Annotated in this window: 22 protein-coding genes; 8 read left to right on the forward strand and 14 right to left on the reverse strand. The window is 44.7% G+C overall.

Annotated elements, in window-relative coordinates; all coding sequences use genetic code 11:
* Positions 1–59 precede the first annotated feature (59 nt).
* The 6 genes from BpJC4_RS01250 to hemE all read right to left on the reverse strand — a co-directional run bounded on the left by BpJC4_RS01250 (position 60) and on the right by hemE (position 9,227).
* The gene (locus tag BpJC4_RS01250) at positions 60–1,907 is read right to left on the reverse strand and encodes a beta-glucoside-specific PTS transporter subunit IIABC (RefSeq protein WP_151681712.1); all 1,848 of its coding nucleotides are present in this window, start codon (positions 1,905–1,907) and stop codon (positions 60–62) included.
* Between the two features lie 302 nt (positions 1,908–2,209).
* On the reverse strand, positions 2,210–4,855 hold the full coding sequence (locus BpJC4_RS01255) for a YhgE/Pip domain-containing protein (RefSeq protein ID WP_151681711.1): 2,646 nt from the start codon (positions 4,853–4,855) through the stop codon (positions 2,210–2,212).
* A gap of 38 nt (positions 4,856–4,893) precedes the next feature.
* Positions 4,894–5,466, reverse strand: coding sequence for a TetR/AcrR family transcriptional regulator (locus tag BpJC4_RS01260; RefSeq protein ID WP_151681720.1), 573 nt, complete (start codon positions 5,464–5,466; stop codon positions 4,894–4,896).
* A 228-nt stretch (positions 5,467–5,694) separates the two neighbouring features.
* The gene (gene hemY / locus BpJC4_RS01265) at positions 5,695–7,125 is read right to left on the reverse strand and encodes a protoporphyrinogen oxidase (protein WP_151681710.1); all 1,431 of its coding nucleotides are present in this window, start codon (positions 7,123–7,125) and stop codon (positions 5,695–5,697) included.
* A gap of 84 nt (positions 7,126–7,209) precedes the next feature.
* The gene (gene hemH, locus BpJC4_RS01270; RefSeq protein WP_151681709.1) at positions 7,210–8,166 is read right to left on the reverse strand and encodes a ferrochelatase; all 957 of its coding nucleotides are present in this window, start codon (positions 8,164–8,166) and stop codon (positions 7,210–7,212) included.
* Between the two features lie 2 nt (positions 8,167–8,168).
* Positions 8,169–9,227 (reverse strand): uroporphyrinogen decarboxylase, encoded by a 1,059-nt coding sequence (gene hemE / locus BpJC4_RS01275; protein WP_151681708.1) that lies wholly within the window; start codon positions 9,225–9,227, stop codon positions 8,169–8,171.
* A 249-nt stretch (positions 9,228–9,476) separates the two neighbouring features.
* Between hemE and BpJC4_RS01280 the strand changes: the two genes are divergently transcribed.
* The gene (locus BpJC4_RS01280) at positions 9,477–9,989 is read left to right on the forward strand and encodes an antibiotic biosynthesis monooxygenase family protein (RefSeq protein ID WP_151681707.1); all 513 of its coding nucleotides are present in this window, start codon (positions 9,477–9,479) and stop codon (positions 9,987–9,989) included.
* 212 nt (positions 9,990–10,201) lie between these two features.
* Here BpJC4_RS01280 and BpJC4_RS01285 read toward each other — a convergent pair whose 3' ends face one another.
* Genes BpJC4_RS01285 through BpJC4_RS01295 form a run of 3 tightly spaced genes read right to left on the reverse strand, consistent with a single transcriptional unit; the run spans position 10,202 to position 13,163 of the window.
* Positions 10,202–11,485, reverse strand: a complete 1,284-nt coding sequence (locus BpJC4_RS01285; protein ID WP_151681706.1) for an L-rhamnose isomerase — start codon at positions 11,483–11,485, stop codon at positions 10,202–10,204.
* A gap of 41 nt (positions 11,486–11,526) precedes the next feature.
* Positions 11,527–11,841 carry an L-rhamnose mutarotase gene (gene rhaM / locus BpJC4_RS01290; protein WP_151681705.1) on the reverse strand — a complete coding sequence of 105 codons (315 nt, stop codon included), beginning with the start codon at positions 11,839–11,841 and terminating at the stop codon, positions 11,527–11,529.
* A gap of 38 nt (positions 11,842–11,879) precedes the next feature.
* Complete coding sequence (locus BpJC4_RS01295; protein WP_371862189.1) at positions 11,880–13,163, reverse strand: MFS transporter; 1,284 nt, start codon at positions 13,161–13,163, stop codon at positions 11,880–11,882.
* A gap of 160 nt (positions 13,164–13,323) precedes the next feature.
* Here BpJC4_RS01295 and BpJC4_RS01300 point away from each other — a divergent pair, with 160 nt between their 5' ends.
* From BpJC4_RS01300 to BpJC4_RS01310, 3 genes are all read left to right on the forward strand, one after another.
* A complete protein-coding gene (locus BpJC4_RS01300) occupies positions 13,324–14,319 on the forward strand; it encodes a helix-turn-helix domain-containing protein (protein WP_151697436.1) in 996 nt (331 codons plus the stop codon).
* 67 nt (positions 14,320–14,386) lie between these two features.
* Positions 14,387–15,784, forward strand: coding sequence for a hypothetical protein (locus BpJC4_RS01305; protein WP_151681936.1), 1,398 nt, complete (start codon positions 14,387–14,389; stop codon positions 15,782–15,784).
* 94 nt (positions 15,785–15,878) lie between these two features.
* Positions 15,879–17,057: a M20 family metallopeptidase gene (locus tag BpJC4_RS01310; protein WP_151697437.1), complete on the forward strand. Its 1,179-nt coding sequence runs from the start codon at positions 15,879–15,881 to the stop codon at positions 17,055–17,057.
* Positions 17,058–17,074: 17 nt separating this feature from the next.
* On the opposite strand, the gene BpJC4_RS01315 is transcribed toward BpJC4_RS01310, so the two are convergent.
* Genes BpJC4_RS01315 through BpJC4_RS01325 form a run of 3 tightly spaced genes read right to left on the reverse strand, consistent with a single transcriptional unit; the run spans position 17,075 to position 19,775 of the window.
* Positions 17,075–17,803 carry an EcsC family protein gene (locus BpJC4_RS01315; protein WP_151697438.1) on the reverse strand — a complete coding sequence of 243 codons (729 nt, stop codon included), beginning with the start codon at positions 17,801–17,803 and terminating at the stop codon, positions 17,075–17,077.
* Positions 17,804–17,827: 24 nt separating this feature from the next.
* Positions 17,828–19,042, reverse strand: a complete 1,215-nt coding sequence (locus BpJC4_RS01320) for an ABC transporter permease (RefSeq protein WP_151697439.1) — start codon at positions 19,040–19,042, stop codon at positions 17,828–17,830.
* Positions 19,029–19,775 carry an ABC transporter ATP-binding protein gene (locus BpJC4_RS01325; RefSeq protein WP_151681932.1) on the reverse strand — a complete coding sequence of 249 codons (747 nt, stop codon included), beginning with the start codon at positions 19,773–19,775 and terminating at the stop codon, positions 19,029–19,031. The genes BpJC4_RS01320 and BpJC4_RS01325 overlap by 14 nt, the downstream gene beginning before the upstream one ends.
* A gap of 510 nt (positions 19,776–20,285) precedes the next feature.
* Between BpJC4_RS01325 and BpJC4_RS01330 the strand changes: the two genes are divergently transcribed.
* Positions 20,286–20,705, forward strand: a complete 420-nt coding sequence (locus BpJC4_RS01330; RefSeq protein WP_302466616.1) for an HIT family protein — start codon at positions 20,286–20,288, stop codon at positions 20,703–20,705.
* 177 nt (positions 20,706–20,882) lie between these two features.
* The gene (locus tag BpJC4_RS01335) at positions 20,883–21,401 is read left to right on the forward strand and encodes a tryptophan transporter (RefSeq protein ID WP_151681930.1); all 519 of its coding nucleotides are present in this window, start codon (positions 20,883–20,885) and stop codon (positions 21,399–21,401) included.
* Positions 21,402–21,450: 49 nt separating this feature from the next.
* On the opposite strand, the gene yhzF is transcribed toward BpJC4_RS01335, so the two are convergent.
* Entirely contained in the window at positions 21,451–21,699 is a 249-nt protein-coding gene (yhzF, locus tag BpJC4_RS17300) for a membrane protein YhzF (protein ID WP_503827268.1), read from the reverse strand.
* A gap of 88 nt (positions 21,700–21,787) precedes the next feature.
* Between yhzF and BpJC4_RS01345 the strand changes: the two genes are divergently transcribed.
* Both BpJC4_RS01345 and BpJC4_RS01350 read left to right on the forward strand, forming a co-directional pair.
* Entirely contained in the window at positions 21,788–22,159 is a 372-nt protein-coding gene (locus BpJC4_RS01345) for a YtxH domain-containing protein (protein ID WP_253693531.1), read from the forward strand.
* A gap of 134 nt (positions 22,160–22,293) precedes the next feature.
* Positions 22,294–22,857 carry an HTH-type transcriptional regulator Hpr gene (locus tag BpJC4_RS01350; RefSeq protein WP_371862188.1) on the forward strand — a complete coding sequence of 188 codons (564 nt, stop codon included), beginning with the start codon at positions 22,294–22,296 and terminating at the stop codon, positions 22,855–22,857.
* Between the two features lie 27 nt (positions 22,858–22,884).
* On the opposite strand, the gene BpJC4_RS01355 is transcribed toward BpJC4_RS01350, so the two are convergent.
* Positions 22,885–23,214: a DUF1878 family protein gene (locus tag BpJC4_RS01355; RefSeq protein WP_151697440.1), complete on the reverse strand. Its 330-nt coding sequence runs from the start codon at positions 23,212–23,214 to the stop codon at positions 22,885–22,887.
* Positions 23,215–23,245 lie beyond the last annotated feature (31 nt).

The following is a 23,245-nucleotide window of genomic DNA, read 5'->3' on the forward strand; positions in this document are numbered from 1 at the left end:
AACAAAGAGCTTAAAACAGGGAGCAAAATCCAGACATTTGGGGCTTTACTCCTGTTTCTTCACACCACAATCGTAATCAACCGGTCATTGACATCAACGCTTTTTTTATCGGTTTCCAGCACATCCAAATAAATATCCGAGTTGGTAATGACGATCGGTGAAGTTAAATCGTATCCGGCTTCCCGGATTTTGTTAATCTCAAATTCAATTAAAAGTTCACCTTTTTCAACTGTCTGGCCTTTTTTCACATGGACATGGTAATACTTGCCTTCGAGTTGGACGGTATCAATTCCGATATGGATCAGGATTTCGGCGCCGCCTTTTGATGTAATGCCGATCGCATGGCCGCTTGGGAAAACCGTTGTAACAGTTCCGCTGATCGGGGCGTACAGCTTACCGACTGAAGGTTTAATGCAAAGCCCTTTGCCGAGCATCCCCGACGCAAATGCAGGGTCACTGACTTGTTCGAGCGGGATCGTTTCCCCTTTTAACGGGCTTGCGATGACTTCCCTTTCCTCGTACGGAGCGGGTTTTTCTTCCGGATTCCCCAGCTGGATTCCTTCAATAATGGCCGGTTCTTCCAACTTTTCTTCCGATGCGTCTTTATAACCAAAAAAATAAGTTAAGATCATAGCCAGAATAAAAGCGGCCAAAGTTCCGATCAAAAATCCCGAAAACCCTTTTCCATAAAACGCAGGTAATGTCGCAAGGCCCGGTAGCATGCTCGTATTTGCGGCGCTGCCTGCAACACCGGTAATTGCCCCGCCGATTGCGCCTGCAGCTGCCCCAATAACAAACGGTTTTTTAAAGCGCAGCGTAACCCCGAAGACGGCAGGCTCTGTAATGCCAAAAAAACCTGAAAGCGCTGCCGGTCCGGCAATTGCTTTCACCTCGGCCTTTTCCGTTTTCAAAAACACACCCAAAGCTGCGCCCGCCTGTGCCAATACGGCCGGTGCAATAAGCGCAGTCAATGTATCCCGGTGAAAAACAGCAATATTATTTAATGAAACCGGCACAAATTCCCAGTGCACGCCGAAAATGGCAAACATCTGCCAAAATGCGCCGATCATTGCGCCTGCCAATAATGCGCTCCCGTGATAGATATAGAGGTACCCTTCCGTCAAAGCTTTGCCGATCCCATTGCCAATCGTGCCAAATAAAAGCAGAACGGAAGGAACCATGACCATCAACAATAGCAGCGGCACCATAAAATTTTTTACTGATGCCGGGATATGACGGTTTAAAAATTTTTCTAATACACTCATGCTCCATACCGAAAGCAGGATCGGAACAACACTTGTGGAGTAATTCACAAATACGACCGGGATATGAAGAAAAGTGAAGTCATTCCCTGCCTGAACTGCCCCTGTAATGGAAGGATACAGCATTGCCCCGGCCAACGAGACCGCCACGAACGGATTGGCATCAAATTTTCGCGCGCTTGTAATCGCTATCAAAATAGGTAAAAAGTAAAACAAACTGTCTGAAGCCGCATACCAAATCACATAGGTACCGCTTGATTGTGAAATCCAGTGTAAAGAAACGCAAATCAGCAAAATCCCTTTTAAAATCCCTGCGCCTGCCAATACGCCCAAAAACGGTACAAAAATGGAAGTGGCCGTATCAATGATCCTATTCCATAAGTTCCCTTCCGAACGGCTGATTTGGATTAATTTTAAAATTTTTTTGTACACCCCGTCAACATTGCCGCCAATCACGATTTGGAAGCGTCCGCCGCCCGATGCCACCTCGATCACATCGTCCAGTTCTTCAATTGCGTCCTTTTTTGCCTTAGCGGGATCATTTAACTTAAATCTCAGCCTTGTCGCACAGTGGACAACAGCCTGGATATTCTCTTCACCGCCGACCAATTGCACCAGTTCCTTTGCCAATTGCTCATAAACCATCCTTCTCACCCTTTCCCAATATTTGTCCTCTTATTTTTATTATAAGCCCCCGGTAAACAAATTGTATGCCCTTTCACGACAAGTTTGTGAAAAATTGAACATTATTTTGGAAGGATGACTAAGTTTGTGATTTTTTTCATAACTTCAATAACAAATATAACATCCATAATCGTCTTGCTCGCAACCATTACATGAAAAAAGGTCTTTTTGCACACTTTCGGGACTTTTTTTCACACAAAAAAAGCAGCAGGCATTGCCGTAATGGCATCCCGCCGCTTTTCTATCACTTTATCAATCTCTCATTAAATCGGGTCGTTTGATCCTTCCATTTCCAGCATGCCGTTATAGCGTTTGAACCTCACCACAAAAACAAGAAGCGAAAGGAATACAAAGCTTGCAAAATAAATGGAAAGCATGTAGAAATTATACCACATATAGCTGAAATCACCGCTTGAAATGACTGCTTTAAACATTTGCAACGAATAGGTCATCGGCACCGCATAATGGACTGCCCGGAGCGCTTTTGGAATCAACTCAAGCGGGAAGGTTCCGGCACTTGACGTTAATTGTAAAATCAGGATAATGACCGCAATGTACCGGCCCGGATTAGCAAAAGCAGCGACCAGAAAATGGATGATCGCCATAAAGGTCAAACTTGTCGCGATCGTCGCGGCAATAAACAGCGGTACACTTTGCACATGTACCTTTATCAGTTCCAGAATAATGAAATCGGCCAAAAGCGACTGCAGGACGCCGACCAATACCATTACGCCGAATTTTCCAAGGAACCATGTCACACCGTTTTTTGGAAGGATAGCCGGATCTTTCACATTGTAAATAATGGTCAATAATAATCCGCCGACGAACAAACCGAGCGAAAGGAAATATGGCGCTAGGCCAGTCCCGTAGTTTGGCACTTTCGTATAGGCATGCTGGTTTAGATTGACCGGACTGCTCATCATATTGTAAGTTGCATCAGTCGGGTGGAGTTTTCCTGTCTGATCGGCTGCATCCCCCAATTTGCTGCTGAGTTTGTCGGCCCCATTATTTAATTGATCCGTACCGGAGGCCAGGTTAGCCGCACCGTCTTTCAATTGTTTGCTTCCGCTTGCCAAATTGCCGGAACCATTCAGGAGTTGGGAAGTTCCTTTCACCAGGACACTCGATCCGTCCGCCAGCGATTTCGTACCATTGGCAAGTGCATTTGATCCGCTCACCAGTTTCCCAGTACCGTCAGCAAGCGCGTCCGATCCGGCCGCCAATTGCTGTGTACCGTTGACGAGCTGCCCGGAACCGCTGTCAAGCTTTCCGAGGCCCGATGCAAGCTCGGCTGCACCGGATTGGATACTGCCCGCACCGGATGCTGCTTCTTGCAGCTTTTCGTTAAATGTTGTTTCGTTTTTCACATATTCGTTTTCCCCGCTTGCCAGCTTCTCTGCGCCGGAGTTCAGCGTTTCTACCCCTTTTGAAAGCTGGCTGATGCCGGTTTGCAGCTGCTTTTGTCCGCTTGCAATGCTGGAAAGCCCGTTGTTTAATGGATTAAATTTTGGTGCAATAGCCGCTGCGATCTGGCTCTCGAGGCTTGAGGCAGACTGCTGCTGTCCGGAACTTATGACAGAAGCAATATTTTTACTGATTTCATCCTGCACGGTTTTCTTATCCGGAATATTGCTCTTCACTTGGGAAGCTACCTGAAGATATACATTTTCCGGCAAAACCTGTTTCAGTTGGCTCAGCAATTGCTGTGCCTGCTGTTGTTGCTCAGTGACTATTTGTTCAGCAAGATTCTCGCTGAGTTGTGTTTCCAGCGTGCCCAAACTGCTGTTCATTTGGCTTGTTACCGCAGAAGATATTTGCCCCGGCAGCGCCGTTTGCAGCTGGGCAAATCCCTGCTGTACTTTTTCTGTTACGCTGATGATAGCTGGCAAATTTTGATTTGCTACATTTATGCCTTCTTTGAGTTCTGAGCTCCCGCTTGCAACCTGGTCCGCACCTGACTGCAGCTGCTTGGAAGCCGACAATAATTGTCCGCTTGCCGAAGACAATTGATTTAAACCCGATGCCAAGCTTTTTGATCCGGACGCAAGCCGATCCGCGCCTGATTTTGCATCCGAAAGCCCGTTCGAAAATGTAACCGAGCTGGCCGCGAGTTTAGCCAGGTTGTTTTTCATGGCAACCGCCCCACTGTTGGCCTGGCTTACGCCTTCGTTTAAGTCAAGAGCGCCGTCATATAATTTTAAAGCCCCCTGATTTAAATCGGAAGCGCCGCTGTGCACCCGGCCGATCCCTTTATTGAGGGCAATGGCGCCGTTAAACAGCGATTGCGTCCCTTTTCTTAAAATGACCGCGCCATCTTCCAGCTTCCCGCTTCCTTCTGAAAGATTTTTTGCCCCTTTGCTTGCAGTTTTGTATCCGTTTGCCATATCTTTTATTTTGCTGAATACTTCTTCGGCATACGTTTTGGTGACTTGTTCCGCCACGCTGGACTTAATTTTATTCATCGCTGATTCTTCAATTTTAGAAGAAGTATAATTCATGGCCTGGTTTTGAACATAATTTAACTGCAATTTTTTCGGATTTTGATCAAGCAGGGTTGTTGCATTTTTTGAGAAATCCCCTGGAATCTCAATAATCATATAATATTTATTGTTTTTCATTTCTTTTTCAGCCGTTGCTTTGCTGACAAAATGGAAATCAAGGCTGTCTTTCTTCTTAAGATGATCAACCAGCTTATCCCCAAGGGCCAAATGTTCTCCGTTCATTGTTGCCCCTTTGTCTTCATTGACAACGGCAACTGGCAATTTTTCGAGGCTTCCATAAGGATCCCAAAAAGACCAAATAAACATGCCCGCGTACAAAATCGGCACAAGTATAATGGCAGCCGTTTCAATTAACCTTTTTGGCGAATGCAAAATCTTGCGTATTTCCGCGAACCATAAACCGTCCATCTGAAAACCTCCTTTAGAACTTTTGTTTGCCTGGAGTGTCAGTTTTGCAGCCCTTTTAACAAATACAGCTCAAACACTTCCGCAATTTCTTCTTTCGTCAAAGATTCGTGGTGCTTTTCCCAATCGAAAATAATGGCGACATAAAGTTTGAACATCACGAAAGCGGTTAGTTCTGGGTTGCACGGTTTGATTTTTCCGGCTCCTATTGCACGTTCTAGAAGTTCCTTAATATAAGCGATAATTTTTTCCTCAATCTTTTCAATCATTTCATTGACCGCCGGCGTGCCCATTTCTTTTTGTTCTTCAAACAGCTTGAGCGTCAGCTGGTGTGATCTCCGGAACTCAAGGATGCTGAACAGGGCGGAATGGAGATTGGCATAAAATGAAGCCTGTTGATCCATCGCTTCTTCCGCGACCTGCTGCATTTCATCAATTAAACGCGAGATAATCTCATTAAACAGTTCCTCTTTGTTCCGAAAAAAGTTGTAAATCGTGCCTTTTCCTACATTTGCCATTTTTGCAATGAGATCCATCGTAGTTGCTTTGTAGCCGTATTGTGAAAAAGCTTTCGTTGAGGCATTTAAAATTTGCATTCTGCGGTCCACTTCCAACATTTCCACCTCCTTAAAACCATATGACTATTATAGTTTTTTTGGTCAACTTTAATAACAAAAGTTACTTTACCATATTTCGGCTGTTATATCAAGAATGTTTAACCCGATAAAACGGAATATACACGGCCGAAAAAATAAAAGCGGCGGGTTCTTGCCGAGACAGCATCCCACCACTTTAAAAGCTTGCTGATCGATATACAAAAGGGCATTCGATAATAAAGAACTTTAAAATTCTTCTTGGTACTGGAAATACCGAAGCATCTCTACCACTGCAGACCTGCCTTGCGATATGCAGTCAGGCAGGCCGATTCCATGAAAGGAACTTCCAGCAAACGAAATGCCCGGGAGTTCTTTTTTTGCCTGTTTTAAAATCTTTTCTATCCTGTCTTTATGGCCAACAGTATATTGCGGCATGGCGTATTTCCAGCGGGAAACGATGGTAAACTCGGGTTCTGCCGCAATTTCCATAATTTTGCCCAAGTCTTCCAAGACGATTTTTTGAATCCGGTCATCCGCCAGATCCACAACCGCAGCTTCCGCCGTGCGCCCGATATAGCAGCGCAGCAGAGCTTTCCCATGTGGTGCGGCGTGCGGCCATTTTTTATGCGTCCAGGTGCAGGCGGTAATGGTATAGTCGCTGTTTCTCGCCACAACAAATCCTGTCCCGTCAATGTCTTTTTTCACCGCAGCTTCCGGAAACGACATGGACACCGTGGCAACCGAAGTGGACGGCACCGTTTGCAGCGGTCCAAAAAAAGGATACTTTGAAAAAATATGGGGCAAGGCAAAATGCGGCAACCCCGATATAATATAATCCGCCGAAATACGGCTGCCGTTTGTCAGCTCAATCGTATAACCGCCTTCATTTATATTCTTTTCGACCGTATCCACCGTGACGCCTTTCATCACGGTATCAGCGCCGATTTTTTCCTCGAGAGCTTCCACCAATGTCTCAAGGCCGTTCTTGAAGGTAAAAAAAGCTCCTTTCTTTTGAGTCGGCCTCGAATCAGCCGCAAACCCAGAAGTTTCTTTTTTCATGCCAAGGATAAGGCTGCGATGTTTCCGTACAGCTTCGAAAAACTGCGGCTGCGTCGAGAGTACGCTCAGTTCATCGACATCTCCTGCGTAAACCCCGAACAATAGCGGCTCAACGAGATTTTCAAGCACTTCTTCCCCGAGCCGGTAACGTACAAAATCGCCGATCGACTGGTCATTATCCATTTTTCTGCGCGGCAGGACAAAATCGGCAAGCGCCCTGATTTTGCCGGTAACCGAAAACAGCCCCGACGCAAAAAAAGGCGTGAGCTTCGTCGGGATGCCCATTACCGAGCCTTTTGGAACCGGATGCAATTGCTGGTTTAAAATAATATAAGATTTACCTGTCGCATTGGAAACCAGTTCAGACTCCAGCCCGAGATCCTGCACAAGCCGGAGGGCGCTTTTTTTTCTCGCTAAAAAAGAATCAGGACCCCGTTCGACGATATACCCGTCCCTGCGGATTGTCTGGATTTTTCCGCCAAGCCGGCGCCCCTTTTCCAGCAAAATCACGTCAAGTGGCAGATTTTGGTGTTGTATCAAATACTGCAAATAATATGCAGCCGTTAAGCCGGTAATTCCTCCGCCAAGAACGGCTATTTTTTTTCTGTTCTCGGCCATCATCAGCACCTTCTTTGGCAATAATGTCGAATCATGTATGGTAAACCGCCGCCAGGCAGCCGTCATGATGACGGGCGGATCGCACTAAAATTTCCGGGCTGGATGCATCCATTTCTCAGCCTGTTTCAGCACAACATCAGCCAATGCATCGATAAATGCCGGGTTGTCGTTCGGCATTTCCGGACGATAATAGGCTGTACCGACCGCCTTGCAAACGGTTTTGCACTCATAATCATTATCGTATAAAACTTCCAGATGTTCGGCAACAAATCCGACCGGGGCATAAACGAAAGCTTTATAATGATGCTTTTCGAAAAGATCCCTTGTTAGATCCTGCACATCCGGACCGAGCCATGGATCCGGCGTATTGCCGGCGCTCTGCCAGCCGATGGCATAATGTTGGATGCCGGCCGCCTCCGCAATCAGTTCCGCTGTTTTTTGGATCTGGTACGGATACGGGTCGCCGTACTGTAAAATTTTTTCAGGAAGACTGTGCGCCGATACAATTAAGCATGACGCTTCCCGCTCTTCTTCACTCATTGTAGCATAAGTTTTCTTTAATTGGTCTGCCCAAAATTGAATAAATTTCGGCTCATCATACCAGCTTTCAATCGAATGGATAGCCGGTCCGCCTAATTTTTCGGCCGTTTCTTTCGCTCTTGTATTATACGACTTGACGCTGAATACGGAATAATGCGGCGCAAGCACGATGGAAACGGATTCTTCAATACCGTCTTCGTGCATTTTGGCAACTGTATCCTCAATAAAAGGTTCGATATGTTTTAACCCGATATACACTTTAAATTCTAATTGGTCCTGCAATCCGTTCAGCCTCGCCTCAAGCGCATAAGCCTGCTTTTCTGTCGTTTTTGCAAGCGGAGACAGCCCCCCGATCGCTTTATATCTGTACTTTAAGTCTTCGAGCATCTCATCCGTCGGCCTTCTGCCATGCCGGATATGGGTATAGTACCGTTCGATATCGTCTTCTTTATATGGCGTACCGTACGCCATAACGAGCAATCCGATTTTTTTCTTTGTCATGATTATTCCTCCAGTTTCTTTCTTTCGCTGTACTCATGAATAAATGCGGTTAATCTTTTTAATGTTTCCGGACGGACATCCGGAAAAACACCGTGCCCGAGATTAAAAATATAGCCGGGATGCTTCATCCCTTCATCCAGAATGGCCGCCGCTTTCTGTTCAATGACTTCCCACGGGGCCAAGAGCACTGCTGGATCCAAATTTCCCTGGATGGCTTTCGTCACGCCGAGCGCGCGCGCCTGTCCGATCGACATCCGCCAGTCAAGCCCAACGACATCAAGCGGCAGACTGTTCCATTCAAGCGCCAAATGGCTCGCCCCGACGCCGAACATAATCAAAGGAGCGTTTTCTTCACGCAGTTCGGAAAAAATCCGCTCCATCACTGGTTTTATATAGAAGCGGTAATCTTCCGCGTTTAAGGTACCGACCCATGAATCAAAAATTTGGATCGCGCTTGCCCCCGCTTTAATTTGCGCTTTTACGTAAACTATGATCATGTCGGCAAGTTTTTCCATCAGTGCAAACCATGCTTTCGGCTCGGTATACATAAATGCTTTTGTCTTTCTGTAGTCTTTCGACGGGCCGCCTTCAATCATATAGCTTGACAAAGTAAATGGCGCGCCGGAAAACCCGATCAGCGGAACTGTCAATTGTTCCTCCGTTAAAAGCTTAATCGTCTTTAAAACATATGGAATATCTTCTTCCGGTTGGAGCTCCCCCAATTTTTCAACATCCTTTAAAGAAGAAATCGGGTTATGTATGACAGGCCCTTTTCCTGCCAGAATTTCTACATCAACACCAAGGGCAGGGAGCGGGGTCATGATATCTTTATAAAGAATTGCGGCATCCACATCGTAGTTTTCCACCGGGAGCCTCGTCACATATGCGCATATTTCCGGCTGGTGCGTGATATCAAAGAGAGAATATTTTTCTTTTAATTTTCGGTACTCCGGCTGCGACCTTCCCGCCTGCCGCATATACCAGACCGGAACGTGGCCGGTTTTTTCACCTCTTGCTGCTTTTAATAGCGAATCGTTTTTGATCTTTTTATTCAAATGCATATCCTCCTCATGCCACACAGTCACTATTCATTTTAAAATAATTCTTTTCAAATAAAAACTATTTTAACTAAAAATGCATGGAACCATTTTTTACTATAATCTTTTTGGCAAAAAATGTGTAGGAAGCCTTTCCAACTTTCATAAAATTGCCGAATTCTGTCCGATTTTGCAGATTCAGAACTTTATCATATGTTTCATTGAATGGCCGCAGTGAATAGTATAAACTAAGAGTAGAGAGGGGTGATCGATATGAATATTTATATCACAACGGGCACCTATGATTATTTATTAAAGATAAAAGAAAAATACCCAAATGAGAAAATGGTACTCATGCAAAACCCTGAACATGCCCTGTTAGTGCACGAAACGGAAGGAAAAACAGTTTTCACCACACCGAGACATTATAAACTGGCTGCCACTGCCGGAGATTTAGGAGACGGAATATTCTTTATTTTTACCCATCTCCCTATTCCTGATGAAGGGAAACCAGTATACGAATTCAACTTCAAAAAAAACACCCCGGTTATCGAACACAAGCCCGGTTTCGCGGCATTCCGGCTTCTCCGCCCTGTGAAAGGGGACACTTATATTGCGGTTACAGGGTGGAAAGATGAAGATTCTTTTGGAAGATGGAAACGCTCTATTGATTATTTGCTTGTCCACAGCCTCGATCTCACCGACATCGGCACAAACAAAAGCACATACAATGCCCCGGCATTTACTAAAGAGTATGTTGTGCCACAGGATAAAGAAGCATCATGATCAACAAACCCCGGCTTGCCCGAACCGGCAGCCGGGATTTGTTGATCATAAAAACTTTATCTTTTATTTTATCGATTCCGTACTGTGATCATACCCTATAGAAAAAGTGTAGTTTTTCACAAGGGAAAAACTACACTCTAAACGCTTAATTCTGAATTTGCTTCCGTAACAATGAAAGCTATCCGACCTGAATTCCCTTTTCAAAGGAAGATTTAATGTGCTGTTTGATCAACTTGTCTTTCTGGCAGAATCCGATTTTCATATTTACGGACTTCTTCGAGCCAATCTTCTCCGACAGGAACATTGTTTTTCAAGCAGAAATAGTCCCAAACTGCCCCAAATGGGAATGATTTTAGTTCTTCTGTTAACGCTAAACGTTTTGTAAAGTCAAATTCAAGCTCCGCTTTTTTCAATTCATCAATCGGTGCCAGCATTCCTATCATAATTGCTTTTAGCGTATTTCTTGCTCCGATTACCCATGCGGCAATCCTGTTTATCGTTGCGTCAAAGAAATCCAGGCCAATGTTTACTTTATCCAGCAAATTTTCCCGAACAAGCGTACGAGTAATCCGTATTAGTTCATCGTTCATGATCACAACATGGTCGCTATCCCATCTAACCGGCCTGCTGACGTGAAGCATCAATCCTTTTCCAAACAGCAGATAGGCGCTAAATTTATCAGACACATCTTCTGTTGGATGGAAATGGCCTGCATCTATTGTCCAGAGCAAATCATGCGTCAATGCATAAAGCATATAAAATTCATGGGAACCAACCGTATACGATTCAACTCCTGTTCCGAACAACTTCCCTTCTACAGCTTCTATCGTATATTTCTGGTCAATTTTTTCACTTAATATTTCATCCAAAGCTTCTTTTAAGCGTTCTCTTGGCGCCATCTTATCAATCGGATTGTCCTTCATCCCATCAGGAATCCAGATATTGTTAACACATTGCTGTCCAAGCTCTTTTCCAAAGTACTCCGAAATTTTACGACTGCGCTTGCAATGTTCAATCCAAAAATCACGGACCGTTTTATCCGGGCTGCTTAATGTAAAACCACTTTCGGACATTGGATGCGAAAAGAGAGTAGGGTTAAAATCGAGCCCAAGCCCGTGCTCTTTTGCCCATTGGACCCAGGATGAAAAATGGCGGGGTTCAATAGTATCGAGATCTACTTTTTCATCTGTATCTGTATAAATCGCATGTAGGTTTACCTTATGCTTACCAGGTATCAGGCTGAGTGCTTCATCCAAGTCTGCCCTTAACTCTGTTGGATTCGTGGCCTTGCCCGGATAGTTACCGCTTACAGAAATTCCTCCAGTTAACGCTTGACCAGGATGCATAAATCCGGCTACATCATCTCCTTGCCAGCAATGAAGGGATATTTTTATGTTTTGAAGATCCTGCAATACTTTGTCGGTATCAACACCGACAGCTGCATACCGTTCTTTTGCCAATTTGTAATGTTTTGTTACAAAGCTTTCTTTTAACATTATGATCATCCTCACTTTATATTAAAATTAAACAAATTCTCTTAATCTAAATGAAAGACTTCCTTTAACTCCTTGGTGACCGGGCTGTTGTCCGGATTTGTCTCCATTAATGGATCCATATATGCCCACCATTTTTTGCAGGCTTCCGTTTCTCCCATTTTGCCGTAAAGTTCCGGATCTTCTACTTCCACATATGCAAATAGTTCACCGTTATCTTCATTGAGAAAGATAGAATAATTGGAAGCACCATGCGCCTTTAACGCTTCTTTCATTTCCGGCCAAAGCTGGTCATGGCGTTTTTTATATTCGTCATAATATTCTTTTTTGAGATACATAATTGAACCTAATCTAACCATTCAATTCAGCCTCCAATTTTGTATCAAATTTACATCTATTACAAATCAAAGGATTTTCCGTAGCGTTCTTCAGTAATTTGTTGTAAAGTTTTTCCTCTTGTATTTGGTGTCCAAATCACACCAATCAACAGTGAAACTATTAAAAGGATGATCATTACCGTACCGGCAACTTTAAATCCTAAAGAGTTCAAAATCGTTGGGAAAATAATCGACCAAATGCCAGCGCTTCCACGTACGATAAAGAACATGACACCTTGCGCCCCGCCGCGGTATTTTGTCGGAAACAATTCTGTTGCCCAAAGCGCGTAGAAAGCTTGTGCACCAATTCCGGCGGAAATTCCCCAAGTGGCTACAAAGGCCCAAAGTGCTACCCAGTTCATACCTGCAAATGTTAAAATGATCCAGGACAATGCCGCTAATGCCGCACCCGCAAAATATAAGGCTCTTTGATTAACTCTATCACCAAGCGGAACGAAAAGGAAATATGTGGCTAAAGCGGTTAATACCCACAATACAGCTTGAAGCAAGTTTGCCTGCGTATTGGTTAGTCCCCCGACTGTCGAATAAACGTAAGGCATAAAGAATCCCATTGCGCCTGCTACCAAATTCCAAAACATATATACACCAACTAAAAACAGAACTGCTTTGACATTGATGGCATTCGAAAACAATTCTCTGTATGGATGACGTTTTTTAGCTCCTTTTGCAGTGGCTTCTTGCTCCATCTTGCGCTGTTGTTCCCAAAGAGCCGATTCATTTAATTTACGTTGGAGATTCCAAGCGATAAAGGCAACTACAAAGAGTGATCCAAAGATAATCCTATTACCCATTAAACTAAGCGGGGATAAGAGTACACCTAAAGTGAAAATAATGGCAGGCCCGCACGACCAGGCAAACTGCGAAACACCAATATGTTTTGCGCGGTTCGTAGAATCTGATATCTCAGAAATATACGTCCAAGATGCCGGTACCCCGACACCTACCGCAATACCGGTAATTAAAAAGCCGGCCAAAAGCATCGGAAAGTTAATGGAAAACATTATTATTAAAACACCTAGCATATAGGCGAGCAAATTATACGTGTATATAAACTTGCGCCCATATTTATCTGCCAAACGCCCGCCGAATAGCGCCCCGACTGCAGAACCAAATGCATTGGCGCTGACAGCCCCCAGTATACCGACAGCTAAACTGCTTAAGTTCAGATCTTTCGCCCACAACGTTAATCCGCTTGCGCCAGCAACAATACTGCCCGAGTCAAGATAATTTGTTAAAGAAACAGCTATTGTTGCTTTCCAATTCCTGGAAGATGGTTCACTGATGTCTACCGTATTTTTGTTTGCGCTTTCCAAGATGATTACCTCCTTTATCATTATTTAAAGCTATTGGTAAGCGATTACATTTATTATTAAACACTTTACGCAAATATGGTACAATGTCATTGAACCAGATGATTGTAACAAATATACAGGAGACGAGCTTATGCCAGAAACAGAGTTAAATAAAATATCGGAGTATTTATTTGAATTGACCCCAATCGAAAAACTTCAAAAATTGAACGCAACCCATATTCAGGATATTCCGTCATATTCAACCATTCAAAAAGGTGAGAAGGTAAAATTTTTGGATCAGTATTTTTTTGCTAACAAAGATATTTATATTAGCAAGCATAACCGCTTTGCAGATTACCCTTCCCACTCCCATGGCTTTTTTGAAATGAATTACATGTTTTCCGGTTCGTATAACCAAATTATTAACGGGAATGAAGAAACACTAAATAAAGGTGATTTATTGCTGATGGATGTAGGTACAACCCATGAAATAAAAGCACTGGGCGAAAAAGATATTTTAATTAATATCTTATTTAGAAATAGCAATATCAGTATTAAATGGTTAAATAGCGTGAAAAAAAGCAGGAGTTTATTATTCGAATTTCTTTTAAATTCTTTTAGCGGAGTCCAAAACCAGAACAATTACCTGATTTTTCACGTTGGAAAGATACCGCATGTTCAACATATTCTTCATCAAATTTTTTTAGAGTACTTTTTCCCAAAAGATTTTTCGGGAGAAATAACCAGCCTTTATCTCCCAATTCTCTTTACTGAATTGATTCGCAATTATAATCTTGAATTTTCTGATCCACGTCTCTCTTATCCAAGTAATGAAAATATTATTGCCTTTCTCGAGCTTATTGAGAAGGACTATAAAAACATAACCTTAAAGAAAGCGGCAGAGAAATTGGGCTATAATAAAAATTACTTAAGTAATTTGGTGAAAGAGAAAACCGGATTAACTTTCACTGAGCTCGTAACAAAACAACGCCTCAATCGTGCCAAAATGTTGCTGGAAACGACCAATCATTCAATCAGCAGTATTATCCAGGAAGTTGGTTTTACAAATAAAACTTATTTTTACAGAGCATATAGGAATGCTTATCGGGAATTACCTAGCGAAACAAAAAAGAAATCAAACGGATAACTGCAATCCGGGACAGTCACCTATCCTATGCCTCCGCATACCTTGCATTAAAGAAGGAGGTATGGAGATGGGCATTGATTTGACGATTATTCACTGGGTGTATTTAACCTTTATTGTTCTTATTATTCGCATGATGGTGTTGAAAAAGGATACGTCCATTATTTGCATTGCCGGAATTTTTGTGATTGCTTTCATTGCGACCGGTTCTTTTTCCGCATCAGTCAGCGGGGTTTTCACCAGTTTTGTGTTTGCCATTAAAGAATTACTGCCGATTATTCTTGTTATATCGATTATCGTTTCGATGAGCAAAAGCCTGCTTGATACCGGCATCAATGATGTGATGGTCGCCCCGTTTGCCAAACTCATCAAAGGGCCAAACCTCGCTTTCTGGGTGATCGGGCTATTGATGTTTGTGATCTCAACTTTCTTTTGGCCTTCCCCTGCTGTTGCACTTATGGGGGCCGTGCTGCTGCCGGTTGCATTGCGGGTCGGGCTGCCGGCAATCGGCGCAGCTGTTGCCATGAACTTGTTCGGCCACGGCATCGCGCTTTCCGGCGACTACGTCATCCAGGGCGCGCCGAAACTAACGGCGGACGGCGCTGGGCTCCCGGTATCATCCGTTATCGAAGCAAGCATCCCATTAGTCATCGTCATGGGCGCCGTCACAACCATTACCGCCTTCATGCTGTTAAAACGCGACATAAAAAAAGGTGTGCTTCCTGCCGCAATCCAAACTGCAGCACACGCCTCCGCTTCATCCGGCACCAAAGAATTCCGGCTCAAGCCCGCCTACAGAAATTTTTTCGCCGTACTCATCCCGGTGTTATTTATTCTCGACATCACCGCAATGGCCGTCTTCAAATTACAGGGGGATGCGGCTACGGCACTGGTCGGCGGCACGTCGATCATCATTTTGCTCTTGATCGCCCTTACCGGTTCCCACAAAAACGGTCTGGAAAACGTTACGAAATATTTGATCGATGGCCTGCAATTCGGTTTCCAAGTATTCGGACCTGTGATCCCGATTGCTGCATTTTTCTATCTTGGCGGGGATGGCTTCCACACGATGATAGGTGCCGAACTACCGAAAGCTTCCCAAGGTATTGTCAATGACCTCGGCGGCGCTCTGGCGGCAGTTATGCCAATCTCAAAAAAAATCGGCGCATTAACAGTTGCTGGAGTCGGCGTCATTACCGGCCTTGATGGATCCGGGTTTTCAGGGATTTCACTCGCCGGTTCGATTGCAAATCTGTTTTCCCATGCGATCGGCTCCGGCGCAGCAACCTTGACGGCACTCGGGCAAGTTGCCGCCATTTATGTCGGCGGCGGAACCATTATTCCGTGGGCGCTGATCCCGGCGGCGGCGATCTGCAACGTCGATCCATTTGAACTCGCGCGGCGCAATTTGATCCCGGTCATCATCGGCCTTGTTGTGACCACCATTGTTGCCATTTTCCTCATCTGAACCCCAAAAAGCGGCCGCATCCCCTGCGCCGCTTTCTTTTAAAAGGAAAAATCCATGATATAATAGTAAAAACATTATCTTAGGGGGAGTTTGGATGCCATTAGAAAATTTACATAAAAAGCTTGAGGCCCTATACCCGGAAATGGTGGAAGTAAGGAGATATCTCCACATGCATCCGGAATTATCTTTTAAAGAAGTGGAAACGGCCCGCTATATTGCTGATTTTTACAAAAAACTAGGCATTGGGGTGCGCGAGCATGTCGGAGGAAACGGCATCGTCGCCCGTGTGAAAGGCGCCAAACCCGGAAAAACAATTGCACTGCGTGCCGATTTTGATGCACTTCCGATCCAGGAAGAAAATGACGTACCGTATAAATCGCAAGTGCCGGGTGTGATGCATGCATGCGGGCATGACGGGCACACCGCGACGCTTCTGATCCTTGCCAAAGCGATCCACGAATTGAAAGATGAACTGCAAGGTGAGTTTGTATTCATTCACCAGCATGCCGAAGAATTTGCGCCGGGCGGGGCGAAAGCAATGATCGAAGACGGCTGCCTCGACGGGGTTGATGCGGTTTTCGGCACACATTTATGGGCAACGGCTCCGACCGGACATATCCAGTACCGAAAAGGGCCATTCATGGCAGCAGCCGATCGTTTTGAAATCATGATCCATGGCCATGGCGGGCACGGCGCGCAGCCGCATCTATCAAAAGACGCCGTCGTAATCGGGGCGCAGCTTGTCACCAATCTCCAGCAAGTTGTCAGCCGGCGCATCAATCCGGTCCAATCGGCCGTACTAACAATTGGTACGTTTGAATCCGGAGATGCATTCAATGTCATTGCCGATACGGCGAAAATCACAGGGACAGTCCGGACATTTGACGAAGAAGTAAGGGACAGCGTGGAAAAAGAAATTGAGCGGATCGTCAAAGGAACATGCCTGACAGCCGATTGCAAATACGACTACGAATATTTCCGCGGCTACCCGCCGGTTGTAAACCACGATGCGGAGACGGAATTTTTGGCGGAATGCGCGAAACAAATTCCTGAAGTAAAAAAAGTCGAAGAAATTGACGCGTCCATGATTGGGGAAGATTTTGCCTATTATTTGCAGCATGTAAAAGGGGCCTTTTTCTTCACTGGGGCGGATCCGGAAAAAGCGGACCCGGCTTACCCGCACCACCATCCCCGTTTTGACATCAATGAAAAAGCAATGTTGATTGCGGCAAAAACATTGGGCACTGCAGCCATCCAGTATCAAAATGCGTAAAAAAGGGAGCAGGCGGTTCAAAAAGCCTGCGCTCTTTTTTTATCCGAAAAATACCTGATCCGGTAGGCGTTCAAAGCCGTTTCCCCGAGATGATGAAGCAAATTATAGTTCGCGTACGCCCCGACCGCAGCGCCGATGCCGGGCACAAGCTGCAGCATTTTGACAAAGTCGAGATAGTCACGGTACTCTTGCTGCAGCACTTTCCAATCAATTTCTTCAGGAAGGACGGGATGCTCTTCCCAGTTCTCAACCACCCCGAGCATCTTTTTCCGGTGTGCATCGCTTGAAAACGCAAGCTGGAAGACGTGCAAAATAAAGGAGCGTTCTTCCGGCGTATCCGTGTCAAACCCGTGGATGGCAGCCGTGTCAAACAAAAATTTCATCTTGATGGACAACAGCAGCGGAAAATCGGCCAAGCCGAGGAAAAAACCACCCGCCCCAGTTCCCGCACCTTCCGCGGACGCCAGTTTTTTATAACGTTCGAGTTTTTCCCAGATCAGTGTTTCTTTTTCCTTGAGCGGCAAATGAGCGGTCATACCGCTTTTCGTTAAAAATTCGGAACTATATAAAGCGCCCTGCACCATTTTCCTGATGCCTTCCGTGATCACGGCTTGCACTTTATCCGGGATCCAATTGTTGATTTTCAATTGTGCACCTTTTGCAGCCCGGCTCAATATCCCGGAACGCTTCGTGATTTTCCGTCTCCACTCTTCCAATTCCTGGCGGGCTTCCTTTTCATATTCCATGAAACCACTCCTTTACTGTGTATTTCATGTTTTCCGGATTTTTCCCGGAACATACCAGACAATAAGCAACCACGTAAACACGGCCCCTGCAGCGAGGACGAGCAACCCGTTCATCCATAAGCCGTTTAAAGCGGAAGCCGCCGCAAACACTACCGTCTGCACATACAGGCAAACCGACAGCAATCGGAGAAAAGAGGCTTTTTTTAAGCGAGTGTGGACCGGATAAAGCTGAAGCCAAATTTTTAAATCATGGTAGCCGATCATGGGAATCATTTGGAATGCGGTCAAGTATATAAACACAACCGCAAGGGATAACGCCAGTAAACGTTCATGACTGAAAAACAGCAATACCGCCCCGATTGTCGTCAGCCGCACATAAAGTCCGAAATATTGGCTTGTTCGGAGGAATGTCCGCGCAAACAAATATTGGTAAGCGTGTTCCTGCCCGTAATGGATGCCGCCAAGGAGCGGATCAAGCCATTTGCACCGTTTTACCTGCGCTTTCAGTTCCGGCACGTCTGTGAACAAATTCGCAAACCGGTAAAAACCCATCATTCTTCTCTGTTCACGTTCGATCAGCACATCCCACCTCAGCGTCCGGTTTTTTGCCAGCCTGTAAAAATATGCGAACAAAACGATCATCACAGCAGCCAATATCCCGACCAGCCAGACAGGGGCGCATTTTACAACAAGAAAAACAAACGCGGCGCTGCAGGCAAACCGGACAATCCAATCCCAAACAGGGACGGAAGCATCCGTCAGTTTTAATACGTACCAAACCAAAAGCAGGTTCCATATTTTTAAAACGAACAGCATCACGAGCAGGCCGAAAAAACTGCCGAATCCTCGACCCGTCACTTTGGCATACATCGGCATCAGGGCAGCAAGCGCAAAAAGCAACACATACGCCTGGATGCTGAAGCTGAACAGGATGGCCTTCCGGAAAAAGGGGCGCATCCGCATTTCCATCGGGATCAAGAACACTTGGTCCGCTTCTTTTAGCAAAGTATGGACAGGGCTGGCCGCCAAAACAAGCCCGAGCACTACGCCCATCACAAGTGCGGCGGGGAAATCGGGTTCAAGATGCCGGACCCAGCGGCTGTAATAAAAAGCAGCGGCCCCAAGCCCGAAAATGAGCACAAATAGAAGATGGTCGTTAAAAATATACCGGCTGTAGCGCCTGAGCTCTTTTAAATACGACGCAAACCGTTCTTTCCAAAGGTGGTCAATTCCGTTCATCTTCATCATCCTTTGTCAGCCGGATGTACAAATCATCCAATGTCGCACCAGGCATGCCGAATTGCTCCTGCAGTTGTGATAGCGTCCCTTTTGCGCGGATCTTTCCGTTATGTAAAATGATAAATCCGTCGCAATACCGTTCCGCCGTTGCCAAAATATGCGTAGACATCAATATGCCTGCGTCCTTTTTTTTCATCGTATTCATTAAATTGAGCAGCGATCGGATGCCGAGCGGATCCAAACCAAGAAAAGGTTCGTCAATGATATACAGGCTTGGCTCAACCAAAAAGGCGCACATAATCATGACCTTTTGCTTCATTCCTTTTGAAAAATTTGCCGGGAACCAGCCGAGTTTTTTATGCAGGCGGAACTCCTTCAACAAGGTCTCCGTTCTTTCACCGTATGTTTTTTCATCGATACCGTACGCCATTGCGGTAAGTTTCAAATGTTCCTCCAATGTCAGCTCGTCGTACAGGATCGGGGTTTCCGGTATGTATGAAAACTGTTTCCGGTAAGCATCCGGATCCGATTTTAATGTTTTCCCGTTGATTGTGATTTGGCCTTTTTTCGGTTCCATCAGGCCGATAATATGCTTGATCGTCGTACTTTTTCCTGCGCCGTTCAAGCCGATTAAGCCGATCAGCTTGCCGGCTTCCACCGTAAATGAAACATCTTGTATGACAGGCTTTTTTGTATAGCCTCCCGTTAATGATTGAACTTCCAATAGTGCCATTTCAAGAACCCCTTTTGTCCATAGTTCTGTACCCGTACCGTTATTGTACCATGAATGCCGGCCGGACTGAATGTAATCAGAAATTCCGCCCGTAAAATTTTCGCTCCAGCATGCATAGATTCCGGAATTCTGCCCATTCTATAAATGCAGGGGAAATCAATAAGCAAATCGGGGTGGTTGTCAAAGACCGGTACGAAATGCTTAAGGTAAGCCAGTAAACCATTTCCAGGCACCCATTCAAATCGAAAGGTGTTTGCGGCAGATCATCATGGTTTAAAGGCAAAAGCACTTTAAACTTTAACCCGATAAGGGGATGATAGCGTTGGAAAGAGTTGAGAAAGCCCATTATCAACCACTTTCATCGTAAATGATGGGTTGATCAAAGGCGCTTTTCGGCAATATACCTGTAAAAAACCCTGCAAGCGGGACGGACCAATACGGATTCCGTCCCGTTTTCTTTCCTTTCACCTTTCTATCCGTTATAATGAAATCAAAAAAATGGAAAGGTTGATGGGAATGTGCATTTTTTGTAAAATTGTGAACGGTGAGATCCCAAGCGCAAAAGTATATGAGAATGAGCATGTGTATGCTTTCCTTGACATCAGCCAAGTGACAAAAGGCCATACGCTCATTGTCCCTAAAAAACATAAAGAAAATATTTACGAACTGACACCGGAAATTGCCCGTAATTTTTTTGAATCCGTTCCGCTGGTGGCCAACGCTTTAAAAGCGGCATTTCAGCCGGATGGGCTCAATGTATTGAACAATAACGGCGAGATTGCCGGCCAGTCCGTATTCCATTACCATATGCACCTCATTCCAAGATATGGGAAAGGCGACGGCTTCGGGGCAGTCTGGAAAACACATGAAAAAGATTACTCCCAGGAAGACCTCCAGCAAATTGCTTCCGCCATTGCAGAGAAAATATGAAATGAACTCCTGCCACACTGCAGGATTTTTTTTACGGGATAGACAATCAGCGAATTTGTGAAAAACATTCACAACTCTTCCGGAAACATGATATAATAATGGTAATCTTTCGCCGCCGGCCATGAGGGCACGCCGGGAAAGCCAATTGACGAGAAGAGATGAGGAGAGATGAGGCAAATGAAAACAAAATCGCTTGTCAGCTTGGCATTGCTTGTTGGGATTGGTGCGGTTTTGCACACAGTGATACCGGGTTTCGTGTTCGGGATGAAGCCCGATATGATGCTCACGATGATGTTTATCGGCATTATTTTATTTAGAGAGAAAAAATATGTTCTTTTGCTCGGTGCCGTGACCGGGATCATTGCCGGATTAACATCAAGTTTTCCAGGCGGTTTTTTCCCGAACATGATTGATAAGCTGATCACATCGTTTGCTTTTTACGGCTTGCTGGCTGCATCCGGCAAATTGTCGAAAAGGTTGCCGATACTCGTTGTTTTGACGGCTGTTGGCACGATTATTTCCGGAACGGCATTTTTAGGTTCGGCTTATTTCCTTGTTGGGCTGCCGGGGTCTTTCGCCATTTTGTTCGGCACTGTCGTTTTGCCTGCAGCCGCATTGAACGCTGTCGTGATGTTTATCCTTTATCCGATTGTTTCTACCGTTGTCAAACGCACAGATATCGTACACAGCATGTAAAGCGTGGAAAAATGGCCGCCGGTCTTTCCGGCGGTTTTTTATACTGGATTCAAAACAGAAGTAAAAGAACAGCAAGCAAAAAGCATACGATCCCCGCACCGCCAAAAAAGGCGATTCTTTGCCTCACCAACTTCCTTGGCGGATAGATTCTTCTTTTTTGGTATATTTGCACATGGCGGGCCATTGCGGCTAAAAGGATGGCGCCGATCAGAAAAAAACAGAATGAAACACGTCCCATTGAGACTCCCCTTTTCCCTGTCTGGACTATTATACTATATGCCATTTTTTGGGTTAACATGTACAGGGCGCGGGTAAATAGTAAACAGGATTTTGCAAAAGGGCTGCAAACCTTTTATCATATAATGAAAGAGCAAATTCACAGGGAGGTGCTTATTTTGAAAAAAGCCAGTCTCATATACGGATTGCTGGTCGGGGGAACGGCAGGCGCCGTATCCGTCCTTTTGACAACACCCGCTTCAGGGAAAAAAATAAGGGCTGCTTTAATAAATAATTCCGGAGCTTTCATTGAATCTGCGAAGAAAATTGCCCTAAATGTGAAAGAATTAAAAGATTCGATCCAGGAGCTGTCAACAGAAGGAAAAAAAGCCGTCGCAGAAGTGATGGACGACATCAAGCAATTCATTAAGGAATGGCAAAGAAGTATTGAGCCAAATAAAGATGCCCTGCAGAACGAGATTAAAGAAATCCAAAAAACGATTGAAAACCTGGAGAAACAGTTGCAACAAAAGTCTTCATAATAATTCGTTCATGCCCAAAAAGCTGCGCTTTTTGGGCTTTTTTCTTACCACCCCTGTTTCAAAAAATTTCGCAAATTATATCTTTATTATTTTTTATTTTACTGGCATAATGTTATTATATAGTGTAAGGGGTGATGGAAAAAATGACGGAACAAATGTTAACGGTCAACGAGTACTTGCTGTTTTGCAAAAGGATTACACAGCTGTCGAAAGCGCTTTGGAAAACCATTGAAAAAGATTGGCAGCAATGGATCAAACCTTTCGACCTGAACATCAATGAACATCATATTTTATGGATTGCATACCATTTAAAAGGCGCATCCATATCTGATGTGGCAAAATTCGGGGTCATGCATGTATCAACAGCCTTCAATTTTTCAAAAAAGTTGGAGGAACGCGGCTTACTCGAATTTTCAAAAAAAGAAAACGACAAACGGAACACTTACATCCAATTGACAAATAAAGGGAAAGAAATCTTCCTAAAGTCTCTGGAAGCGTTTAATCCAAAAAAAAGCTCGGTTGTACAGGGGACAATGCCGCTTTATGAGCTGTACGGGAAATTCCCAGATATGATTGAATTGGCAGCAATCGTGCGCCAAATTTACGGGGAAGATTTTATGGATATTGTAGAAAATTCCATTTACCGGACGGAGTTGGAGGACATCGTCGAAACGGACGTGCTGGAAAACCTTCACTGAACCATTCCTGATAAGTTTTCGCTGCGGCTACAGGTTCCGTTTCAACGCTTCCATTAACTCGGGGTACAACCCCTGCTGCAAACAAGCCGCAATCACTTCCGCCGGTTTCAGTTTTTCATGCAGGCGAACTTTAAATTGCTGAAAAAGCGGATAAAAGTATACAAATTTTTCCTCCTTCATTTCTTTCAGTTCACGTGTCAGCTGTTCGCACAAATTATAAAATTGCTCGACATCCTGCTTTGCCAGCTGCTTTTCTATGACCATCTTATAGAAAGCATTTTGATCGGATTCGATCATTTTCAAAAACAGTGATTGGTAAAATTCAAACTTTTCCAATTTTTGATCGATTGTTTCCATTCAGTTCCCTCGTTTATATTTTTGATGGCAT

Source organism: Weizmannia acidilactici (genome assembly GCF_008974185.1).
Lineage (GTDB): Bacteria > Bacillota > Bacilli > Bacillales > Bacillaceae_C > Weizmannia > Weizmannia acidilactici.

Coding starts and splice junctions, on each gene's coding strand:
- BpJC4_RS01310 (WP_151697437.1), top strand. CDS start 15,879: ATGCCATTAGAAAATTTACATAAAAAGCTTGAGGCCCTATACCCGGAA.
- yhzF (WP_503827268.1), bottom strand. CDS start 21,699: ATGTTAACCCAAAAAATGGCATATAGTATAATAGTCCAGACAGGGAAA.
- BpJC4_RS01335 (WP_151681930.1), top strand. CDS start 20,883: ATGAAAACAAAATCGCTTGTCAGCTTGGCATTGCTTGTTGGGATTGGT.
- hemY (WP_151681710.1), bottom strand. CDS start 7,125: ATGGCCGAGAACAGAAAAAAAATAGCCGTTCTTGGCGGAGGAATTACC.
- BpJC4_RS01325 (WP_151681932.1), bottom strand. CDS start 19,775: ATGGCACTATTGGAAGTTCAATCATTAACGGGAGGCTATACAAAAAAG.
- BpJC4_RS01330 (WP_302466616.1), top strand. CDS start 20,286: ATGGGAATGTGCATTTTTTGTAAAATTGTGAACGGTGAGATCCCAAGC.
- BpJC4_RS01355 (WP_151697440.1), bottom strand. CDS start 23,214: ATGGAAACAATCGATCAAAAATTGGAAAAGTTTGAATTTTACCAATCA.
- hemE (WP_151681708.1), bottom strand. CDS start 9,227: ATGCATTTGAATAAAAAGATCAAAAACGATTCGCTATTAAAAGCAGCA.
- BpJC4_RS01320 (WP_151697439.1), bottom strand. CDS start 19,042: ATGAACGGAATTGACCACCTTTGGAAAGAACGGTTTGCGTCGTATTTA.
- BpJC4_RS01315 (WP_151697438.1), bottom strand. CDS start 17,803: ATGGAATATGAAAAGGAAGCCCGCCAGGAATTGGAAGAGTGGAGACGG.
- BpJC4_RS01250 (WP_151681712.1), bottom strand. CDS start 1,907: ATGGTTTATGAGCAATTGGCAAAGGAACTGGTGCAATTGGTCGGCGGT.
- BpJC4_RS01350 (WP_371862188.1), top strand. CDS start 22,294: ATGGAAAAAATGACGGAACAAATGTTAACGGTCAACGAGTACTTGCTG.
- BpJC4_RS01300 (WP_151697436.1), top strand. CDS start 13,324: ATGCCAGAAACAGAGTTAAATAAAATATCGGAGTATTTATTTGAATTG.
- rhaM (WP_151681705.1), bottom strand. CDS start 11,841: ATGGTTAGATTAGGTTCAATTATGTATCTCAAAAAAGAATATTATGAC.
- BpJC4_RS01255 (WP_151681711.1), bottom strand. CDS start 4,855: ATGGACGGTTTATGGTTCGCGGAAATACGCAAGATTTTGCATTCGCCA.
- BpJC4_RS01280 (WP_151681707.1), top strand. CDS start 9,477: ATGAATATTTATATCACAACGGGCACCTATGATTATTTATTAAAGATA.
- BpJC4_RS01285 (WP_151681706.1), bottom strand. CDS start 11,485: ATGTTAAAAGAAAGCTTTGTAACAAAACATTACAAATTGGCAAAAGAA.
- BpJC4_RS01305 (WP_151681936.1), top strand. CDS start 14,387: ATGGGCATTGATTTGACGATTATTCACTGGGTGTATTTAACCTTTATT.
- hemH (WP_151681709.1), bottom strand. CDS start 8,166: ATGACAAAGAAAAAAATCGGATTGCTCGTTATGGCGTACGGTACGCCA.